Source organism: Blastococcus sp. TML/M2B, from assembly GCF_016612865.1.
Classification (GTDB): Bacteria; Actinomycetota; Actinomycetes; order Mycobacteriales; family Geodermatophilaceae; genus Blastococcus.
In genome coordinates this window covers 1,057,311-1,075,537 of record NZ_JAENZZ010000002.1, presented here as the reverse complement: position 1 = coordinate 1,075,537, position 18,227 = coordinate 1,057,311, and the positions used below count along the sequence as shown (strand labels likewise).

Sequence of the window (18,227 nt, the reverse complement as noted above, 5' to 3'; positions counted from 1 at the left end):
GTGCAGGGTGGCCGAAACGTCGATCCCGGTGCGCACCTGTGTGGGCTGCCGGCGCCGCGCTCCGGTCACCGATCTGCTGCGTGTCGTCGTCGAGTCCGGGACCCTGGTCCCGGATCCGCGGCGGCGGCTCCCCGGGAGGGGGGCCTCGGTGCACCCCACCCCGGGGTGCCTGGTCGCGGCGGAGCGACGCCGGGCCTTCCACCGGGCACTGCGCCTCCCCGGAGGCAGTCAGGTGGAGGCCGGTCCGCTCCGGGACCACGTCCTCGGCTCCTCCCCGGAGGCCGCCGCGGACCGGACCGGGACGGGCGGGTGAGCGCGCGATCCGCGCCCACCGATCGGAGAAGTTCCAGTCGGACCGGCACCAGGCCGGTCCGCACGTCGACAGGACGCAAGTCGGATGACTCAGCCGTGAAGTTCTCACGATGACCATGCGCCACTAACGACGAGGTCGAGCGGGCAAGCCGCCGGCCTCACCAAGAGGAGACCCGTGCCAGGCAAAGCCCGCGTACACGAACTCGCCAAGGAGTTCGGTGTCGACAGCAAGACCGTGCTCGCCACGCTCAAGGAGCAGGGCGAGTTCGTGAAGTCCGCCTCGTCGACCGTCGAGGCCCCCGTGGCCCGCCGGCTCCGCGAGGCCCTCGGTGCCGCCACCGGCGTCACCCCGGCCGCGCCGAGCGCCCCCGCCGCGCCCGCCGCCCGTCCGGGGCCCGCGGCGGCCCGTCCGTCCGCACCGACCCCCCCGCCCGCGCCCGGCGGCTCCCGCCCCGGCTCCGCAGGCCCCCGCTGCCGCTGCGCCGGTGCAGCAGCCCCCGGCGGCTCCGGCCCCCGGCCCGCGTCCGGCCGCTCCTGCTCCGCAGGCTCCCGCGGCCTCGGCGCCGCAGGCCCCCCAGGCCCCCGCGGCCCGTCCGGCCGCGCCGCGTCCGGCCACCCCCGGCGGTTCGCCCGCCGGTGGCGGTCCGCGTCCCGGCCCGCGGCCGGCGCCGCGTCCGGGCAACAACCCCTTCAGCTCGCCCCGTCCCGCCGCGCCTCCGGCCGCGGCGGCCGGCCCCGTGCCGGGTGCCGGCGCCGGTCCCCGTCCGGGCCCGGCCGCGCCGGGTGCCCGGCCCGCTCCGGGCGGTCCCCGTCCGGCGGCCGGTCCGGGCGGTCCCCGTCCCGGTCCCGGCGGCCCGCGTCCCGCGCCCGGCGCCGGCGGTCCCCGCCCGGCTCCCGGTGCCGGCGGTCCGCGCCCGAACCCGGGCATGATGCCGCAGCGCCCGAGCCCGGGCATGATGCCCGGCCGCCCGGCCGGTGCCGGTCGTCCCGGCCCCGGCGGTCGCGCCGGTGGTCCCGGTGGTGGCGGTCGTCCCGGTGGTCCCGGTGGCGGCGGTGGCTTCCGTCCCGGTGGCGGCGGTGCGCCCGGTGGCGCTCCGGCCGGTGGTGGCTTCCGCGGTGGCGGTGGCCCCCGTGGCCGCGGCCGTGGTGGCTCGGGTGCTGGTACCGCCGGTGCCTTCGGCCGTCCGGGCGGGCGCGGTCCCGTCCGCGGTCGCAAGAGCAAGAAGCAGCGGCGTCAGGAGTTCGACTCCATGGCGGCGCCCAGCATGGGCGGCGTCAGCCTGCCCCGCGGCAACGGGCAGACCGTCCGGCTGCCCCGTGGCGCCTCGCTGACCGACCTGGCCGAGCGCATCAACGCCGAGCCGGCCGCGCTGGTCACCGCCCTGTTCCACCTGGGCGAGATGATCACCGCGACGCAGTCGGTGAACGACGAGACGCTGCAGCTGCTCGGTGCCGAGATCGGCTGGGTCATCCAGGTCGTCAGCCCCGAGGACGAGGACCGCGAGCTCCTCGAGACCTTCGACCTCACCTTCGGCGACGAAGAGGGCGACGAGGGCGACTGGGAGTCCCGCCCGCCGGTGGTCACCGTCATGGGTCACGTCGACCACGGAAAGACCAAGCTGCTCGACGCCTTGCGGCACAGCAACGTGGTCTCGAAGGAGGCCGGTGGCATCACGCAGCACATCGGCGCCTACCAGATCGTCACCGAGCTGGAGCACAACGAGCGTCCGATCACCTTCATCGACACCCCGGGTCACGAGTCGTTCACCGCGATGCGTGCCCGTGGCGCGAAGGTCACCGACATCGTCGTGCTGGTGGTCGCGGCCGACGATGGCGTCATGCCGCAGACGGTCGAGGCGCTCAACCACGCCCAGGCCGCCGAGGTGCCGATCGTCGTGGCGGTGAACAAGATCGACAAGGAGGGGGCCAACCCCGCCAAGATCCGCCAGCAGCTCACCGAGTACGGCCTCGTGGCCGAGGAGTACGGCGGCGACACGATGTTCGTCGACGTGTCGGCGACGACCCGTCAGGGTCTCGACGAGCTCCTCACGGCGATCCTGCTGACCGCCGACGCCTCGCTGGACCTGCGCGCGAACACCGAGCAGGACCCGCAGGGTGTCGTCATCGAGGGCAAGCTGGACAAGGGCCGCGGCCCCGTCGCCACGGTGCTCGTCCAGCGCGGCACGCTGCGCCAGGGCGACTCGATCGTGGCCGGCGACGCGTACGGCCGCGTGCGGTCGCTGCTCGACGAGCACGGCAACAAGCTCAAGGAAGCCCTGCCGTCGCGGCCGGTCCAGGTCGTCGGCCTGACGTCGGTGCCCCGCGCCGGCGACACCTTCCTGGTCGTCGAGGAGGACCGGGTGGCCCGGCAGATCGCCGACCGCCGCCAGGCCCGCATCCGCAACGCGCAGAACGCCTCCATGCGCAAGCGGATCAGCCTCGAGGACCTCGACGCCGCGCTCAAGGAGAACCGCCAGCTCAACCTGATCATCAAGGGCGACAACTCGGGCACCGTCGAGGCGCTCGAAGAGGCGCTCATGAAGATCGAGGTCGACGACGAGATCTCGCTCCGGGTCATCCACCGCGGCGTCGGTGGCATCACCAAGAGCGACATCGACCTGGCGCTGGCCGACGACGTCATCGTCCTGGGCTTCAACGTCCGGGCCGAGGGCCAGGCGACCGAGCTGGCCAACCGCGAGGGCGTGGACGTCCGGTACTACACGGTCATCTACCAGGCCATCGACGAGATCGAGGCCGCCCTCAAGGGCATGCTCAAGCCCGAGTACGAGGAGGTCCAGCTCGGGACCGCGGAGGTCCGCGAGGTCTTCCGCGTCCCCAAGATCGGCAACGTCGCCGGTTCGCTGGTCCGCACCGGGACGATCGTCCGCAACTCGAAGGCCCGTCTGCTCCGCGACGGTGCCGTGATCGCCGACAACCTGACGGTGGAGTCCCTCCGCCGGTTCAAAGACGACGCGACCGAGGTCCGCGAGGGCTACGAGTGCGGTATCGGTCTGGGATCGTTCAACGACATCAAGGTCGACGACGTGATCCAGACCTTCGAGATGCGTGAGATCCCGCGCGTCTGATCCGAGCAGCAGCAGGGAGGCGGTGAGCGTGTTCACCGGCACGCTCACCGCCGACCTCCTGCTGGGCGACGTCCACTCGCTCAAGGGCAAGCGCGCCGTGGTGCGGCCGATCGTGGCCGAGCTGCGGCGCCGCTTCTCCGTGGCGGCGGCCGAGGTCGGTGACCAGGACCTGCACCGCAGGGCCCAGGTCGGCCTGGCCACCGTCGCCGCGGACGCCGGCCAGGTCCGCGACGTCCTGGACGCCTGCGAGCGGTTGCTGGCCGAACGACCCGAGGTGACGCTGCTGTCGACCCACCGTCAGCTGATCAGCGACACCGACAGCTGACCCCCGTGCCCGCCCGGCGTCCACCGACGCCCTGACCAAGGAGTCCCGATGGCCGACCCGGCCCGCGCACGCAAGCTGGCGGTGCGCATCCGTCAGATCGTCTCCGCCGCGATCGAGACGCAGATCAAGGACCCCCGGCTGGGCATGGTGACCGTCACCGACGCGCGCGTCACCAGCGACCTGCGCGAGGCGACGGTCTTCTACACCGTCTACGGCGACGAGACGCAGATCGCCGACTCCGCGGCCGCCCTCACCAGCGCCACCGGTGTCCTGCGTTCCACCGTGGGCAAGCAGACCGGCATCAAGTTCGTGCCGACCCTGGCCTTCGTCGCCGACATCGTCCCGGACACCGCGCGCGAGCTCGAGGACGCCCTCGAGCGCGCCCGGCACGCCGATGCCGAGCTGGCCCGCGCCCGCGAGGGCGCGCAGTACGCCGGCGAGGCCGACCCCTACCGCAAGCCCGCGGAGGACGACGAGGACGACGACGAGACCCCCGCCGGCCTCGGCGACGGGGACACCGACCAGGACGCCGACGCGGACACCACCGCGGACACCACCGCGGACACCACCGGGGACCTGCCGGCCGGCACGAGGAGCGCACTGTGACCGAGAACGACCCCGACCCGTACGAGCCCGACGAGGGCCAGGGCACCTCCGTGCTGGGCGGCCGCGCCGTCCCCGCCGATGGTGACCCCACCGACGGCGGCAAGCACGGCGAGATCGGCGAGGCGCCGAGCATCGCCTCCGACGAGCCCGGCGACGGCAGCAGCTACCCCGTGGGCGGTGGCACCGTCACCGAGGAGCAGAACGCCCCGCCGGTCGCCGACCCGGGACCGGACGCCTGATCCATGGCTCCGCTCCCTCCCGACGGCCTCGACGCGGTGTCCCGCTCCGTGGCCGGCGTCCTGACCGAGGCCGCCGAGGCCCGGGCCACCGTCGTCCTCTCCGGGCACGTCAACCCGGACGCCGACGCGCTCGGCAGCACCCTGGCCCTCGCCGAGGGGCTCCGCCGCCGCGGGGCGCGGGTGCTGCCGACCTTCCCGGGCGAGTTCACCCTGCCGGCGTCCCTCGGCTGGCTCCCCGGCGCGGAAGGGCTGGTGCCGTCGTCGGCGCTGCCTGGCTCACCCGACGTCTTCGTCAGCCTGGACGCCGCCTCGCCCGGCCGGCTCGGTGAGGTCGCCGCGCTGCTCGACGGCGCGGGCACCTCGATCGTCGTCGACCACCACGCCAGCAACCCCGGGTTCGGCGGCCTGCGACTGGTCGACCCGGGCGCGCCCGCCACGGTGGCCCTGGTGGCCGACCTGCTCGACGACCTCGGCGTCGCCCTCGACCAGCAGCTGGCCACCTGCCTGTACGCCGGGCTGGCGGCCGACACCGGCTCCTTCCGGTTCGGCAACACCCGGCCGCAGACCCACGAGCTGGCCGCCCGGCTGCTGGCCACCGGCATCGACCACGCCGCGATCAGCCGCCGGCTGTTCGACACCGCGCCGTTCGGCTGGCTGGGTCTGCTCTCGGTCGTGACCGGCCGCGCCGTCCTCGAGCCCGGCGTCGGCGCCGGCCTGGTGTGGACCTGGTCGAGCACCGCGGAGGCCGCCGAGCACGGCCTGCCCGGCGAGCAGCTCGAGGCGCTGGTCGACGTCATCCGATCGGCCGAGGAGGCCGACGTCGCCTGCGTGCTCAAGGGCCAGGAGGACGGCTCGTGGTCGGTCTCGCTGCGCTCGCGCGGCGGCACCGACCTGGCCCGCGTGGCCACGACGCTGGGCGGCGGAGGGCACACCCTGGCCGCCGGCTACACCTCGCACCTCGACCGCGAGGGGACGATCGCGGCGCTGCGCGCCCAGCTCGCCCCCCGCTAGGGGCAGACATGGCCATTTCTGCCCCTCAGCGGTCGGTGCTGTCGCTGGCGCTGCCGGCGCTGGTGGTCCTGGCCGCGGAGCCGCTGTACCTGCTGGTCGACACCGCCGCCGTCGGCAACCTCGGCACGGTCGCGCTCGGCGGGCTCGCCGTCGGCGGTGGGCTGCTCGCCTGGTCCGCGGCGCTGCTGAACTTCCTCGCCTACGGCACGACGGCGCGGGCCGCGCGGCGGGCCGGCGCGGGGGACCGGGCCGGAGCCGTCGCCGAGGGCGTCCAGGCGACCTGGCTGGCCGCGGCGCTCGGCGTGATGGTGCTCGTCTTCTTCCAGCTCGCCGCGGGCCCGTTGACCCGGCTGCTGGCCGGCGGTGCCGGGCCGGTGGCCGAGGCGGGGGAGGAGTGGCTGCGGATCGCCTCGCTGGGCCTCCCGCTGCTGCTCGTGTCGCTGGCCGGCAACGGCTGGCTGCGCGGGGTGCAGGAGCTGCGCCGCCCGGTGCGCTTCGTGCTCGCCGGCAGCCTGCTCAGCCTGGTGCTGTGCCCCCTGCTCGTGCACGTGGTCGGCTGGGGCCTGGTCGGCTCGGCGGTCGCCAACGTGGCCGGTCAGTCGGTCACCGCCGCGTTGTTCCTGCGCGCCCTGGCCCGGGAGGGCGCGGCGTGGCGGCCGCGCCCGGCGTCCGTCCTCGCCCAGCTGGTCATCGGCCGCGACCTGCTGCTGCGCGCCGCGGTCCTCCAGGTCTCCTTCCTCGTGGCCGCCGGCGTCGCGGCGCGCACCGGCACCGCCGAGCTGGGCGCGCACCAGATCGCGCTCCAGCTCTTCTTCTTCCTCGCGCTGGTCCTCGACGCCTACGCGATCGCCGCGCAGACGCTCGTCGGCCACGCCCTCGGGGCCGGCCGACCGGCCGACGCGCGGGCCACCGCCCGCCGCGTCGCGCGGTGGGGGCTGGGCACCGGGGTCGCCGTCGCGGCGGTGCTGCTCGCGCTCCGCGGCGTCGTCCCGCCGCTGTTCACCGACGACCCCGCCGTCGTCGACCAGGCGCAGCTCGTCTGGTGGTTCCTCGCCGCCATGCAGCCGCTGGCCGGGGTGGTGTTCGCCCTCGACGGCGTGCTCATGGGCGCCGGCGACGTCGGCTACCTGCGGACGCTCACCGTCGGCTCGGCCGTCCTCGGCTTCCTGCCGCTGTCGCTGCTGTCCGCGCCGCTGGGCTGGGGGCTGGCCGGTGTCTGGACCGGCCTGTGCCTGTTCATCGCGCTGCGGCTGGTCGGGGTGCTGGCGCGGGTGGCCGGTGATCGCTGGCTGAGCGCACCTGCGACCGTTACCGCGTGAGCCCCCGCACGCCCGACGCCGACGTCCCGCCCGGTCTCCTGCTGGTCGACAAGCCCGGCGGGATGACCTCCCACGACGTCGTCGCCCGCGCCCGGCGGGTGCTGTCGGTCCGCAAGATCGGCCACGCTGGCACCCTGGACCCGATGGCGACCGGCCTGCTCGTCCTCGGCGTCGGGACGGCGACCCGCCTGCTCGGCCACGTCGGCGGGCACGACAAGACCTACGAGGCGACCATCCGCCTGGGGGCGACGACGGTCACCGACGACCGGGAGGGCGAGGTCCTCACCACGACGTCCGCGGCCGGCGTGGACGACGACGGGGTCCGCGCGGCGCTCGCCGCCCAGACCGGCCCGCTGCAGCAGGTGCCGTCGTCGGTGAGCGCGGTCAAGGTCGCCGGCCGCCGCTCCTACGACCGGGTGCGCGCCGGGGAGGACGTCGTCCTCGAGCCGCGCTCGGTGACCGTCCACCGGCTCGAGGTCCACCGGATCCGCCGGCCCGAGCCCGACCTGGTCGACGTCGACGTCACCGTCGAGTGCACCGCGGGCACCTACATCCGGGCCATCGCCCGCGACGCCGGCGCCGCCCTCGGCGTGGGCGGCCACCTCACCGCCCTGCGGCGGACCGCGTCGGGTCCGTTCGCGGTGGCGCAGGCCGCCCCGGTCGAGGACGCCGGTGCCGCGCTGGCCGCGGGCGGAGGCGCGGGCTTCCTGCCCCTCACCGACGCCGCCCGGCTGGTCTTCCCGGAGCGCCCGCTCACCGCGGCCGAGGCCACCGCCGTCGGGTACGGGCAGCGGGTGCCCGCCACCGGCGCGCCCGGCCTGCACGCCGCGGTGGACCCGGCGGGCCGGCTGGTCGCGCTCGTCGAGGACGCCGGGACGACGGCCCGGGTGGTCGTCGGCTTCCCGCCCTCGCCGGCCGGGGGTTGAGCCGGCTCCGCCCCGGGAACGGGGAGCCCATGAGCGTCGTCAAGATCAACGCGATCACCGTCCCGAAGGACAAGCAGGGCCGGTTCGAGGAGCGCTTCCGCGGCCGCGCGGGCGCCGTCGAGTCCACGCCCGGCTTCGAGTGGTTCGAGCTGCTGCGCCCGCTGGAGGGCACCGACCAGTACCTGGTCTACACCCGGTGGAGCAGTCACGAGGCCTACGAGGCCTGGCAGTCGAGCCAGGACTTCGACCGCGCCCACGACGGCGGCGGCGACACCCTGGCGTCGGCGGCCCCGCACTCCGCGCACGTGTGGACCTACGAGGTGCTCGAGTTCGCCGGCCCGGACGCCAACCAGGAGAACCAGGCCTGATCCCGTCCGGCGGCGGTCGGCGTCCGGCCGCCGCCGGACGCGGGGATAGTGTGGGCGCGGGGCCGGTGCTCGCCGGGCCCGCCGCATCGCACGCACTGCAGGTGGGAGCCATGACCGACACGCTCAACGACAGCCGTACCGACTCGCGGATGTTCACCGAGGGCGTGCCGGTCGTCGTGGAGGACGTGCGGCGCCGCACCCCCACCGAGCGCGCCGGCCTGCTGGAGGACCCGGGCTTCGGCCGGTACTTCACCGACAGCATGTTCGTGGCCCGCTACCGGCTCGGCGAGGGCTGGTACGACGCCCGGCTGACCACCTACGGCCCGCTGCAGATGGACCCGGCGACGGCCGCGCTGCACTACGCGCAGTCGATCTTCGAAGGGCTCAAGGCCTACGCCCAGCCCGACGGCAGCGTCGCCACCTTCCGCCCCGAGGCCAACGCCGCCCGCTTCGCCCGCGGCGCCCGCCGGCTGGCGATGCCCGTCGTCCCCGAGGAGTCCTTCCTCACCGCGGTGGACGCCCTCGTCGACGCCGACCGCGACTGGGTCCCGACCGGCCCGGACCAGACGCTGTACCTGCGCCCCTACATGCTGGCCAGCGAGCCGTTCCTCGGCGTGCGCCCCGCCCACGAGTACCTGTTCATGATCATCGCCAGCCCGGCGGGCGCCTACTTCCCGCGCGGGGTGCACCCGGTCTCGGTCTACCTCTCCGAGGACTACATCCGGGCCGCCCCCGGCGGCACCGGCGACGTGAAGTGCGCCGGCAACTACGCCGCCAGCCTGCTCGCGCAGGAGCAGGCCATCGAGGCCGGCTGCGACCAGGTCGTGTGGCTCGACGCGGTCGAGAAGAAGTACGTCGAGGAGATGGGCGGGATGAACCTGTTCTTCGTCCTCGGCTCCGGCGAGGACGCCGAACTGGTGACCCCCGAGCTGACCGGCACGCTGCTGCCCGGCATCACCCGCGACTCGCTCATCGAGGTCGCCCGCTCGATGGGCCACACCGTCACCGAGCGGAAGTTCTCCGTCGACGAGTGGCGCCAGGGCGTGGCCGACGGCACCGTCACCGAGACCTTCGCCTGCGGCACCGCCGCGGTGATCACGCCGGTCGGCGAGGTCAAGGCGCGCACCGGCGACTTCACCGTGGGCGACGGCACCCCCGGCCCGCTGACCATGCGGCTGCGCGAGTCCCTGCTCGACATCCAGCACGGGCGGGTGGCCGACACCCGCGGCTGGCTGCACCGCGTCGGCTGACCGGCCCGGACCGGAGGACGTCGGACACGTGCAGCGCTGGCGAGGCCTGGAGGCCACCCCGGCCGATCTCGGCCGCACCGTGGTCACCATCGGCATGTACGACGGCGTCCACCGCGGGCACCAGGCGCTGATCGGCGCCGCGGTCGCCCGCGCGCGGGCGATGCGCCGGCCCTGCCTGCTGCTCACCTTCGACCCGCACCCGGCCGAGGTGGTCCGCCCGGGTTCGCACCCGGCGATCCTCACCGCGCTCGACCGCAAGGCCGAGCTGGTGGCCGGGCTCGGCGTCGACGCCATGTGCGTGCTGCCGTTCACCCCGGAGTTCATGCGGCTGGCGCCGGAGACGTTCACCCACACCGTCCTGGTCGAGCACCTGCACGCCGCCCAGGTGGTGGTGGGGGAGAACTTCACCTACGGGCACCGGGCGGCCGGCACCGTCGCCACCCTCACCGCCGAGGGCCGCCGGTTCGGCTTCGCCGTCGAGGGCGTCGAGCTGGCCGAGGACTCCTCCGACTCCGGCGACGTCACCATCTCCTCGACCTACGTCCGCGCCTGCGTGGCGGCCGGCGACATGGTGGCGGCCGCGCGCGCCCTCGGGCGCCCGCACCGGGTCGACGGCGTCGTCGTCCGCGGGGACCGGCGCGGCCGCGACCTCGGCTACCCCACGGCCAACGTCGAGAGCCCGCCGTTCACCGCCATCCCGGCCGACGGCGTGTACGCCGGGCACCTCGTCACCCGCGACCCGCGCGGCGGTGCGAGCCGCGAGCGCTTCCCGGCCGCGATCTCCGTCGGCAGCAACCCGACCTTCCAGGGCAGCCGGCGCACCGTCGAGGCCTACGTCCTGGACTACGACGGCGACCTGTACGGCGAGCACGTGGGCGTCGAGTTCGTCTCCCGGCTCCGCCCGATGGCCGCGTTCCCCGACGTCGACGCCCTGCTGGTGGCCATGGCCAAGGACGTCTCGGACACCCGCGGCATCCTCGGCATGTAACCTGGGGGACCGCCGGGGTGACCCGGCGTGTGTGAAGCCTGCCCTCGTGATTCAGACCGAGGGCCACACCTGACCCGCCCCGGAGGCGACCATGGCGCTCGACAGCGCGCTCAAGAAGCAGATCATGACCGAGTACGCGACGGTCGAGAACGACACCGGCTCGCCCGAGGTGCAGGTCGCGATGCTGACCCGCCGGATCAGCGACCTCACCGAGCACCTCAAGATGCACAAGCACGACCACCACAGCCGTCGTGGCCTGCTGCTGCTGGTCGGCCGCCGTCGCCGGCTGCTGAACTACCTGGCCAAGACCGACATCAACCGCTACCGGTCGCTGATCGAGCGTCTCGGCCTGCGCCGCTAGCACCACGAGGGGGCCGTTCCCGGAAGACTCCGGGACGGTCCCCTTCCTCGTGCGGCACCCGTCGCACGCAGGAGAACCGGCCAGCCGCCGGACGCGTCCCTCGAGGGCCGGTCCTCGGTAGTGGCCCCCGGGCAGGCTCCTCCACGCGAGGAGTGGCTCCCCGCGCCGCGGGGAATCCGATCCCGAGGGCTTCGATCGAGCACCGGTCGCCCCGGACGCAGGACGGGCACCCCCGCCACGGGGAACTGGTCGTCAGAGGAGTCGCAGGTCGGCACGAGGCCGCTGCGACGAAAGAAGAGAGAAGGACACGTGTCCGCACCCACCATCACCGCAGAGTTCGACGCCGAGGACGGCGTCACCACCGCCACCGCGGTCATCGACAACGGCAGCTTCGGCAGCCGGTCGATCACGTTCGAGACCGGCCGCCTCGCCAAGCAGGCCGCCGGCTCCGTCGTCGTCACCATGGGCGACACCATGCTGCTGTCCGCCACCACGGCCGGCCGTCAGCCGAAGGAGCAGTTCGACTTCTTCCCGCTGACCGTCGACGTCGAGGAGCGGATGTACGCCGCCGGGCGCATCCCCGGCTCGTTCTTCCGCCGCGAGGGCCGTCCCTCCGAGGACGCGATCCTCACCTGCCGCCTGATCGACCGCCCGCTGCGCCCGACCTTCGCCAAGGGCCTGCGCAACGAGGTCCAGGTGGTCATCACCGTCATGGCGCTGGACCCCACGCACCTCTACGACGTGGTGGCCATCAACGCCGCCTCGGCGTCCACCCAGCTCTCGGGCCTGCCCTTCTCCGGGCCGGTCGGCGCCACCCGCGTCGCCCTCATCAACGGCCAGTGGGTCGGCTTCCCGACGCACACCGAGCTCGAGGACGCCGTCTTCGACATGGTCGTGGCCGGCCGGGTCCTGCCCGACGGCGACGTCGCGATCATGATGGTCGAGGCCGAGGCCACCGAGAAGACCATCGAGCTCGTCGCCGGTGGCGCCACCGCCCCCACCGAGGAGGTCGTGGCCCAGGGCCTCGAGGCCGCCAAGCCCTTCATCAAGGCGCTGTGCGACGCGCAGTCGGCCATGGCCGAGAAGGCCGCCAAGCCGGTCGCCGACTTCCCCCGCTTCCTGGACTACCAGGACGACGTCTACGCCGCCGTCGAGGCCCAGGCCTCCGAGAAGCTGGCCCAGGCCCAGCAGATCCCCGGCAAGGCCGAGCGCGAGGACGCCACCGACGCCCTCAAGGACGAGGTCAAGGCCGCGCTCGCCGGCCAGTTCGAGGGCCGCGAGAAGGAGATCTCCGGTGCCTTCCGCGCGGTGACCAAGAAGGTCGTGCGCCAGCGCATCCTCCGCGACAAGGTCCGCATCGACGGCCGCGGCCTGACCGACATCCGGCCGCTGTCGGCCGAGGTCGAGGTCATCCCGCGCGTGCACGGCTCGGCGCTGTTCGAGCGCGGCGAGACCCAGATCCTGGGCGTCACCACGCTGAACATGCTCCGCATGGAGCAGCAGCTGGACACGCTGTCGCCGGTGACTCGCAAGCGCTACATGCACAACTACAACTTCCCGCCGTACTCCACCGGTGAGACCGGCCGCGTGGGCTCGCCCAAGCGCCGCGAGATCGGCCACGGCGCGCTCGCCGAGCGGGCGCTGGTCCCGGTGCTGCCGGACCGCGAGGAGTTCCCCTACGCGATCCGCCAGGTCTCCGAGGCGCTGGGCTCCAACGGCTCCACGTCCATGGGTTCGGTCTGCGCCTCGACGCTGGCCCTGCTCAACGCCGGCGTCCCGCTGAAGGCGCCGGTCGCCGGCATCGCGATGGGCCTGGTGTCCGACGAGGTCGACGGCAAGACCGAGTACGTCGCGCTCACCGACATCCTCGGCGCCGAGGACGCGTTCGGTGACATGGACTTCAAGGTCGCCGGCACCCGCGACTTCGTGACCGCGCTCCAGCTGGACACGAAGCTCGACGGCATCCCCTCCGACGTCCTCGCCGGTGCGCTGACCCAGGCCCGCGCGGCCCGGCTGCACATCCTCGACGTGATGAACGAGGCCATCGACGCCCCGGACGAGATGAGCCCGTACGCCCCGCGCGTGACCACGGTGCGCATCCCGGTCGACAAGATCGGCGCGGTCATCGGGCCCAAGGGCCAGATGATCAACGCGATCCAGGACGAGACCGGCGCCGACATCACCATCGAGGACGACGGCACGATCTACGTCGGCGCCTCCGACGGCCCGTCGGCCCAGGCCGCGGTGGACCGCATCAACGCCATCGCCAACCCGACGCTGCCCAAGGTCGGCGAGCGGTTCCTCGGCACGGTCGTCAAGACCACGCCGTTCGGTGCCTTCGTCTCGCTGCTGCCCGGCCGCGACGGCCTGGTGCACATCAGCAAGCTCGGTGGCGGCAAGCGCATCGGCAAGGTCGAGGACGTGGCCAACGTCGGCGACAAGATGCAGGTGGAGATCACCGACATCGACGCCCGCGGCAAGATCAGCCTCGTGCCGGTCGCCGAGGGCGACGCCGGTGCGGCCGCTGAGGCCCCCGTGGCCGAGGCCGCCGACGCTCCCGCGGGTGAGTGACGACGTCCGCTGACGTGATCGGGTCCGGGGCGGGTGCTGCTGCACCCGCCCCGGTTCCCGTCGGGGTGACCCGGCTGCTCGACCTGGACGAGGTCGGCGGCCGGGTGGAGCGCACCACGCTGCCCGGGGGGCTGCGGGTGCTGACCGAGACGATGCCCGGCGTCCTCTCGGCGACCGTCGGGATCTGGGTCGACGTCGGCTCGCGCGACGAGACCCCCGGTGTGGCGGGCGCGTCGCACTTCCTCGAGCACCTGCTGTTCAAGGGGACGACGTCGCGCAGCGCGCTGGAGATCGCGACCGCGATGGACGCCGTCGGCGGCGAGATGAACGCGTTCACCGCCAAGGAGCACACCTGCTTCTACGCGAACGTGCTCGCCAGCGACCTGCCGCTCGCGGTGGGGCTGCTCGCCGACCTGGTGACCGACGCGACCAACACCGCGGCCGACCTCGAGTCCGAGCGCACGGTGGTGCTCGAGGAGATCGCGATGCGCGACGACGAGCCGGCCGACGCGGTGCACGACCTGTTCTCCGAGACGCTGTTCGGCGACGACACCCCGCTCGGCCGCTCGGTGCTCGGCACCGTCGAGTCGATCGAGGGCCTGTCCCGCGACGACGTCGACGGCTGGTACCGGACGCGGTACGCGGCGCCGTCGATGGTCGTCACCGCCGCCGGCCGGGTCGACCACCAGCAGGTGCTCGAACTGGTCTCGGCGGCCTTCGGGGACCGGCTGGGCGGCGACGGCGTGCCCGCACCGCTCCGCCTGGGCGAGCCGGGCGTCGAGCAGCCGGCCCGCCCGACCGGCCTCATCTCGCGGCGCACCGAGCAGACCCACCTGCTGCTGGGCGCTCCCGGCCTCGGCCGCCTGGACGACCGGCGGTACGCCGCCGCCGTCCTCGACGCCGCGGTCGGCGGGGGCATGAGCTCCCGGCTGTTCCAGGAGATCCGCGAGAAGCGGGGCCTGGTCTACAGCGTGGGCTCCGCGCTCGGGCACTACGCCGGGACGGGCACCTTCTCCGTCTACGCGGGCTGCTCCAAGAAGCGGGTGCCCGAGGTGCTGCGGCTCATCCGCGCGGGGCTGGACGGCGTGGCCGCCGACGGGCTCACCGCCGAGGAGGTCGCCCGCGCCCGGGGCCAGCTCAAGGGCGGCATGGTGCTCGGCCTCGAGGACACCGGCTCCCGGATGAGCCGGCTCGGCAAGAGCGAGCTCTCCTACGGGGAGTACCTGCCGGTGCGGGAGGTACTGGCCCGCCTGGACGCCGTGGACGAGCAGCAGGTGCGCGAGGTGGCGACCGAGCTGTTCGGCCGGCCCACCTGCCTGGCGGTCGTGGGGCCCTACCGCGACGCGGACCTCGACGGGCTCTGATGGCGTCCCACCCCGCCCTCGCCGTCCACGGCGCGCTCGCCCGCGGCGTCTTCGCCGTGGTCGTACTGCTCTCCCTGGCGGTGCTGTTCGCCCCCGCCTCCGACGTCCCGACGGCGCCGGCGGGGGTGGACAAGCTGGTCCACCTCGGGCTGTTCGCCGCCCTGGCGCTGAGCGGGCGGTGGGCCGGCATCGCCGCCCGGCCGCTGGCGCCGCTGCTGCTGGTGTACGCGGCGGTGAGCGAGGTGCTCCAGGGCCTGGCCGTGCTCGACCGCAGCGTGTCCCTGGCCGACTGGGTCGCCGACGCCGTGGGCGTGCTGGCCGGCCTGGCGCTGTGGGCGTGGCTCGAGCGCCGGGACGCCGCGCCACGCTGAACCGGGGGAGCGTCTTGCGGTTCTGCGGTCGTCCGGGAAACCTGGCCGCGTGACCACCTCCGCACCCGGCCAGCAGCCCGCCCCTCCGTCCGAGGACACCCCCGTCATCAACGTCGGGGTGCTCGGGGCCCGCGGCCGCATGGGCACCGAGGTCGTCCGGGCCGTCAACGACGCCGAGGACCTCGAGCTCGTCGCGATGGTCGACGAGGGGGACTGGCTGTTCGGCCTGGCCGACGCCGGCACCCAGGTGGTCGTCGACTTCACCCGGCCGGACGTCGTCATGGACAACATCCGGTTCTGCATCGACAACAACATCCACTGCGTCGTCGGGACGACGGGCTTCGACCAGGACCGGCTCACGACGATCGCCGAGTGGCTGGAGCCCAAGCCCGAGGTCGGCGTGATCATCGCGCCGAACTTCGGGATCGGCGCCCTCCTGCTCATGAAGTTCGCGCAGGAGGCGGCGCGCTTCTTCCCCTCCGTGGAGGTCGTCGAGCTGCACCACCCGGGCAAGGTGGACGCCCCCTCCGGGACCGCGGTGCGCACCGCGCGGTTGATCGCCGAGGCCCGCCGTGCCGCCGGCCTGCCCCCGGCGCCCGACGCGACGAGCGAGGGTCTGCCAGGGGCGCGCGGCGCCGATGTCGAGGGCATCCCCGTGCACGCGGTGCGGCTGGCCGGGCTGGTCGCCCACCAGGAGGTGCTCATGGGGACGTCGGGGGAGACCCTCACCCTCCGGCACGACTCCTACGACCGCGCGTCTTTCATGCCCGGCGTGCTGCTCGCGGTGCGCGAGATCGGCCACCGGCCGGGGCTGACCGTGGGGATCGAGCACCTGCTGGGCCTCTGACCGGTGGTGTGACCGGGACCGCTCCCCGGGGGGTTGCGCCGAGCCCCTGGAGGGCGTGTATGGTTCTCCATGCGCCGCGCGGAGCTGAGGCTCCGCCGGACCGGGACCCGCCGCTGGTGGGGGCAACGGAAACCGGCGTAGTGTTGGACATCCAGCCGCAGACGGAGCCCGGAAGGGTCGAGTTTGTGCGCGTCCGCTCTTTGAGAACTCAACAGCGTGCCGAAAGTCAGTGCCAAGTAATACCCCGTGCCGGGGGCTTTGTGTTTCCGGCTGGGATTCCTTTGGTTGATTGATATCGAGAGTGCTAGCTCTCGGTTCTCAGCCGGTTCAAATTCATCTACGGAGAGTTTGATCCTGGCTCAGGACGAACGCTGGCGGCGTGCTTAACACATGCAAGTCGAACGGTGAACCCGCTTCGGTGGGGGATCAGTGGCGAACGGGTGAGTAACACGTGGGCAACCTGCCCTCAGCTCTGGGATAACTCCAAGAAATTGGGGCTAATACCGGATGTGACTGCTGACCGCATGGTCTGGTGGTGGAAAGATTTATCGGCTGAGGATGGGCCCGCGGCCTATCAGCTTGTTGGTGGGGTAGTGGCCTACCAAGGCGACGACGGGTAGCCGGCCTGAGAGGGTGACCGGCCACACTGGGACTGAGACACGGCCCAGACTCCTACGGGAGGCAGCAGTGGGGAATATTGCGCAATGGGCGAAAGCCTGACGCAGCGACGCCGCGTGGGGGATGACGGCCTTCGGGTTGTAAACCTCTTTCAGCAGGGACGAAGCGAAAGTGACGGTACCTGCAGAAGAAGCACCGGCCAACTACGTGCCAGCAGCCGCGGTAATACGTAGGGTGCAAGCGTTGTCTCGGAATTATTGGGCGTAAAGAGCTCGTAGGCGGTTTGTTGCGTCGGCTGTGAAAACCTGAGGCTCAACCTCAGGCCTGCAGTCGATACGAGCAGACTAGAGTGTTGCAGGGGAGACTGGAATTCCTGGTGTAGCGGTGAAATGCGCAGATATCAGGAGGAACACCGGTGGCGAAGGCGGGTCTCTGGGCAACAACTGACGCTGAGGAGCGAAAGCGTGGGGAGCGAACAGGATTAGATACCCTGGTAGTCCACGCCGTAAACGTTGGGCGCTAGGTGTGGGGCTCATTCCACGAGTTCCGTGCCGCAGCTAACGCATTAAGCGCCCCGCCTGGGGAGTACGGCCGCAAGGCTAAAACTCAAAGGAATTGACGGGGGCCCGCACAAGCGGCGGAGCATGTTGCTTAATTCGATGCAACGCGAAGAACCTTACCTAGGCTTGACATGCACGGAAATCCTCCAGAGATGGTGGGTCCGTAAGGGCCGTGCACAGGTGGTGCATGGTTGTCGTCAGCTCGTGTCGTGAGATGTTGGGTTAAGTCCCGCAACGAGCGCAACCCTCGTTCTATGTTGCCAGCACGTCATGGTGGGGACTCATAGGAGACTGCCGGGGTCAACTCGGAGGAAGGTGGGGATGACGTCAAATCATCATGCCCCTTATGTCTAGGGCTGCAAACATGCTACAATGGCCGGTACAAAGGGCTGCGATACCGCGAGGTGGAGCGAATCCCAAAAGCCGGTCTCAGTTCGGATTGGGGTCTGCAACTCGACCCCATGAAGTTGGAGTCGCTAGTAATCGCAGATCAGCAATGCTGCGGTGAATACGTTCCCGGGCCTTGTACACACCGCCCGTCACGTCACGAAAGTCGGTAACGCCCGAAGCCGGTGGCCCAACCCTTGTGGAGGGAGCCGTCGAAGGCGGGATCGGCGATTGGGACGAAGTCGTAACAAGGTAGCCGTACCGGAAGGTGCGGCTGGATCACCTCCTTTCTAAGGAGCAACTCGCCGGCAAGCATCAGCTTGTCGGTGCAGAGCCATGCCAGGCCAGGATGTGCCCTCCAGTTTCGGGGGGTGCGCGGGGTGTCTGGGTGGTGCTCGAGGGTGGAACGCTGACCAGTTCGGCCGGCAGCTGGTGCTGCTCCTAGTACGGCATCTCTTCGTGTTCTTCGGGACGGGTAGGGGTGTGGGGAACGGGGTGGTGGTGGTGGGTTGGTCGTAGGCACGCTGTTGGGTCCTGAGGGAGCGGACCATCCCCGTGCGCGGGGGTGATCGGGTTCTTCGTGTCAGGGCCTTCCTGTTTCTCGTACCGCCGGCCCCTCGTGGGGGTGCCGGGTCTGGCGGGGTCGTGTGGAGGGTGTCTGGTCGTACGTTGAGAACTGCACAGTGGACGCGAGCATCTTTTTGACTCTTATTTGCAT

General features: G+C 72.4%; 16 protein-coding genes, 1 rRNA gene and 1 pseudogene. All 18 read left to right on the top strand.

What is annotated here, in order from left to right; translation table 11 throughout:
• Positions 1-7: 7 nt before the first annotated feature.
• The 18 genes and pseudogenes from JKP75_RS24050 to JKP75_RS13570 all read left to right on the top strand — a co-directional run bounded on the left by JKP75_RS24050 (position 8) and on the right by JKP75_RS13570 (position 17,799).
• A complete protein-coding gene (locus JKP75_RS24050; RefSeq protein ID WP_309229831.1) occupies positions 8-313 on the top strand; it encodes a YlxR family protein in 306 nt (101 codons plus the stop codon).
• 174 nt (positions 314-487) lie between these two features.
• Positions 488-583, top strand: a pseudogene (locus JKP75_RS24045) (translation initiation factor IF-2 N-terminal domain-containing protein); the annotation flags it as partial.
• Between the two features lie 979 nt (positions 584-1,562).
• The gene (infB, locus tag JKP75_RS13645; RefSeq protein WP_242471255.1) at positions 1,563-3,398 is read left to right on the top strand and encodes a translation initiation factor IF-2; all 1,836 of its coding nucleotides are present in this window, start codon (positions 1,563-1,565) and stop codon (positions 3,396-3,398) included.
• A 22-nt stretch (positions 3,399-3,420) separates the two neighbouring features.
• Positions 3,421-3,723, top strand: a complete 303-nt coding sequence (locus tag JKP75_RS13640) for a DUF503 domain-containing protein (RefSeq protein ID WP_309229830.1) — start codon at positions 3,421-3,423, stop codon at positions 3,721-3,723.
• Positions 3,724-3,771: 48 nt separating this feature from the next.
• Positions 3,772-4,329: a 30S ribosome-binding factor RbfA gene (gene rbfA, locus JKP75_RS13635; protein ID WP_242471256.1), complete on the top strand. Its 558-nt coding sequence runs from the start codon at positions 3,772-3,774 to the stop codon at positions 4,327-4,329.
• Positions 4,326-4,568 carry a hypothetical protein gene (locus JKP75_RS13630; protein ID WP_200490737.1) on the top strand — a complete coding sequence of 81 codons (243 nt, stop codon included), beginning with the start codon at positions 4,326-4,328 and terminating at the stop codon, positions 4,566-4,568. Before rbfA ends, JKP75_RS13630 begins: the two co-directional genes overlap by 4 nt.
• 3 nt (positions 4,569-4,571) lie before the next feature.
• Positions 4,572-5,579 carry a bifunctional oligoribonuclease/PAP phosphatase NrnA gene (locus JKP75_RS13625; protein ID WP_200490738.1) on the top strand — a complete coding sequence of 336 codons (1,008 nt, stop codon included), beginning with the start codon at positions 4,572-4,574 and terminating at the stop codon, positions 5,577-5,579.
• A gap of 8 nt (positions 5,580-5,587) precedes the next feature.
• Positions 5,588-6,898: an MATE family efflux transporter gene (locus JKP75_RS13620; protein ID WP_200493170.1), complete on the top strand. Its 1,311-nt coding sequence runs from the start codon at positions 5,588-5,590 to the stop codon at positions 6,896-6,898.
• Positions 6,895-7,824: a tRNA pseudouridine(55) synthase TruB gene (gene truB, locus JKP75_RS13615; RefSeq protein WP_200490739.1), complete on the top strand. Its 930-nt coding sequence runs from the start codon at positions 6,895-6,897 to the stop codon at positions 7,822-7,824. The genes JKP75_RS13620 and truB overlap by 4 nt, the downstream gene beginning before the upstream one ends.
• A 29-nt stretch (positions 7,825-7,853) precedes the next feature.
• Complete coding sequence (locus tag JKP75_RS13610; protein ID WP_200490740.1) at positions 7,854-8,192, top strand: antibiotic biosynthesis monooxygenase; 339 nt, start codon at positions 7,854-7,856, stop codon at positions 8,190-8,192.
• A gap of 110 nt (positions 8,193-8,302) precedes the next feature.
• Positions 8,303-9,442 (top strand): branched-chain amino acid aminotransferase, encoded by a 1,140-nt coding sequence (locus JKP75_RS13605; protein ID WP_200490741.1) that lies wholly within the window; start codon positions 8,303-8,305, stop codon positions 9,440-9,442.
• Positions 9,443-9,470: 28 nt separating this feature from the next.
• Positions 9,471-10,430 (top strand): bifunctional riboflavin kinase/FAD synthetase, encoded by a 960-nt coding sequence (locus tag JKP75_RS13600; RefSeq protein WP_200490742.1) that lies wholly within the window; start codon positions 9,471-9,473, stop codon positions 10,428-10,430.
• 91 nt (positions 10,431-10,521) lie between these two features.
• Positions 10,522-10,791, top strand: coding sequence for a 30S ribosomal protein S15 (rpsO, locus tag JKP75_RS13595; protein WP_200493169.1), 270 nt, complete (start codon positions 10,522-10,524; stop codon positions 10,789-10,791).
• A gap of 309 nt (positions 10,792-11,100) precedes the next feature.
• Entirely contained in the window at positions 11,101-13,362 is a 2,262-nt protein-coding gene (locus JKP75_RS13590; protein ID WP_200490743.1) for a polyribonucleotide nucleotidyltransferase, read from the top strand.
• Positions 13,363-13,376: 14 nt separating this feature from the next.
• The gene (locus JKP75_RS13585) at positions 13,377-14,726 is read left to right on the top strand and encodes a pitrilysin family protein (protein ID WP_309229828.1); all 1,350 of its coding nucleotides are present in this window, start codon (positions 13,377-13,379) and stop codon (positions 14,724-14,726) included.
• Positions 14,726-15,097, top strand: a complete 372-nt coding sequence (locus tag JKP75_RS13580; RefSeq protein ID WP_200490745.1) for a VanZ family protein — start codon at positions 14,726-14,728, stop codon at positions 15,095-15,097. The genes JKP75_RS13585 and JKP75_RS13580 overlap by 1 nt, the downstream gene beginning before the upstream one ends.
• 49 nt (positions 15,098-15,146) lie before the next feature.
• A complete protein-coding gene (gene dapB / locus JKP75_RS13575; RefSeq protein WP_200490746.1) occupies positions 15,147-15,944 on the top strand; it encodes a 4-hydroxy-tetrahydrodipicolinate reductase in 798 nt (265 codons plus the stop codon).
• A gap of 336 nt (positions 15,945-16,280) precedes the next feature.
• Positions 16,281-17,799, top strand: a 16S ribosomal RNA gene (locus tag JKP75_RS13570).
• The last annotated feature ends 428 nt before the right edge of the window (positions 17,800-18,227 follow it).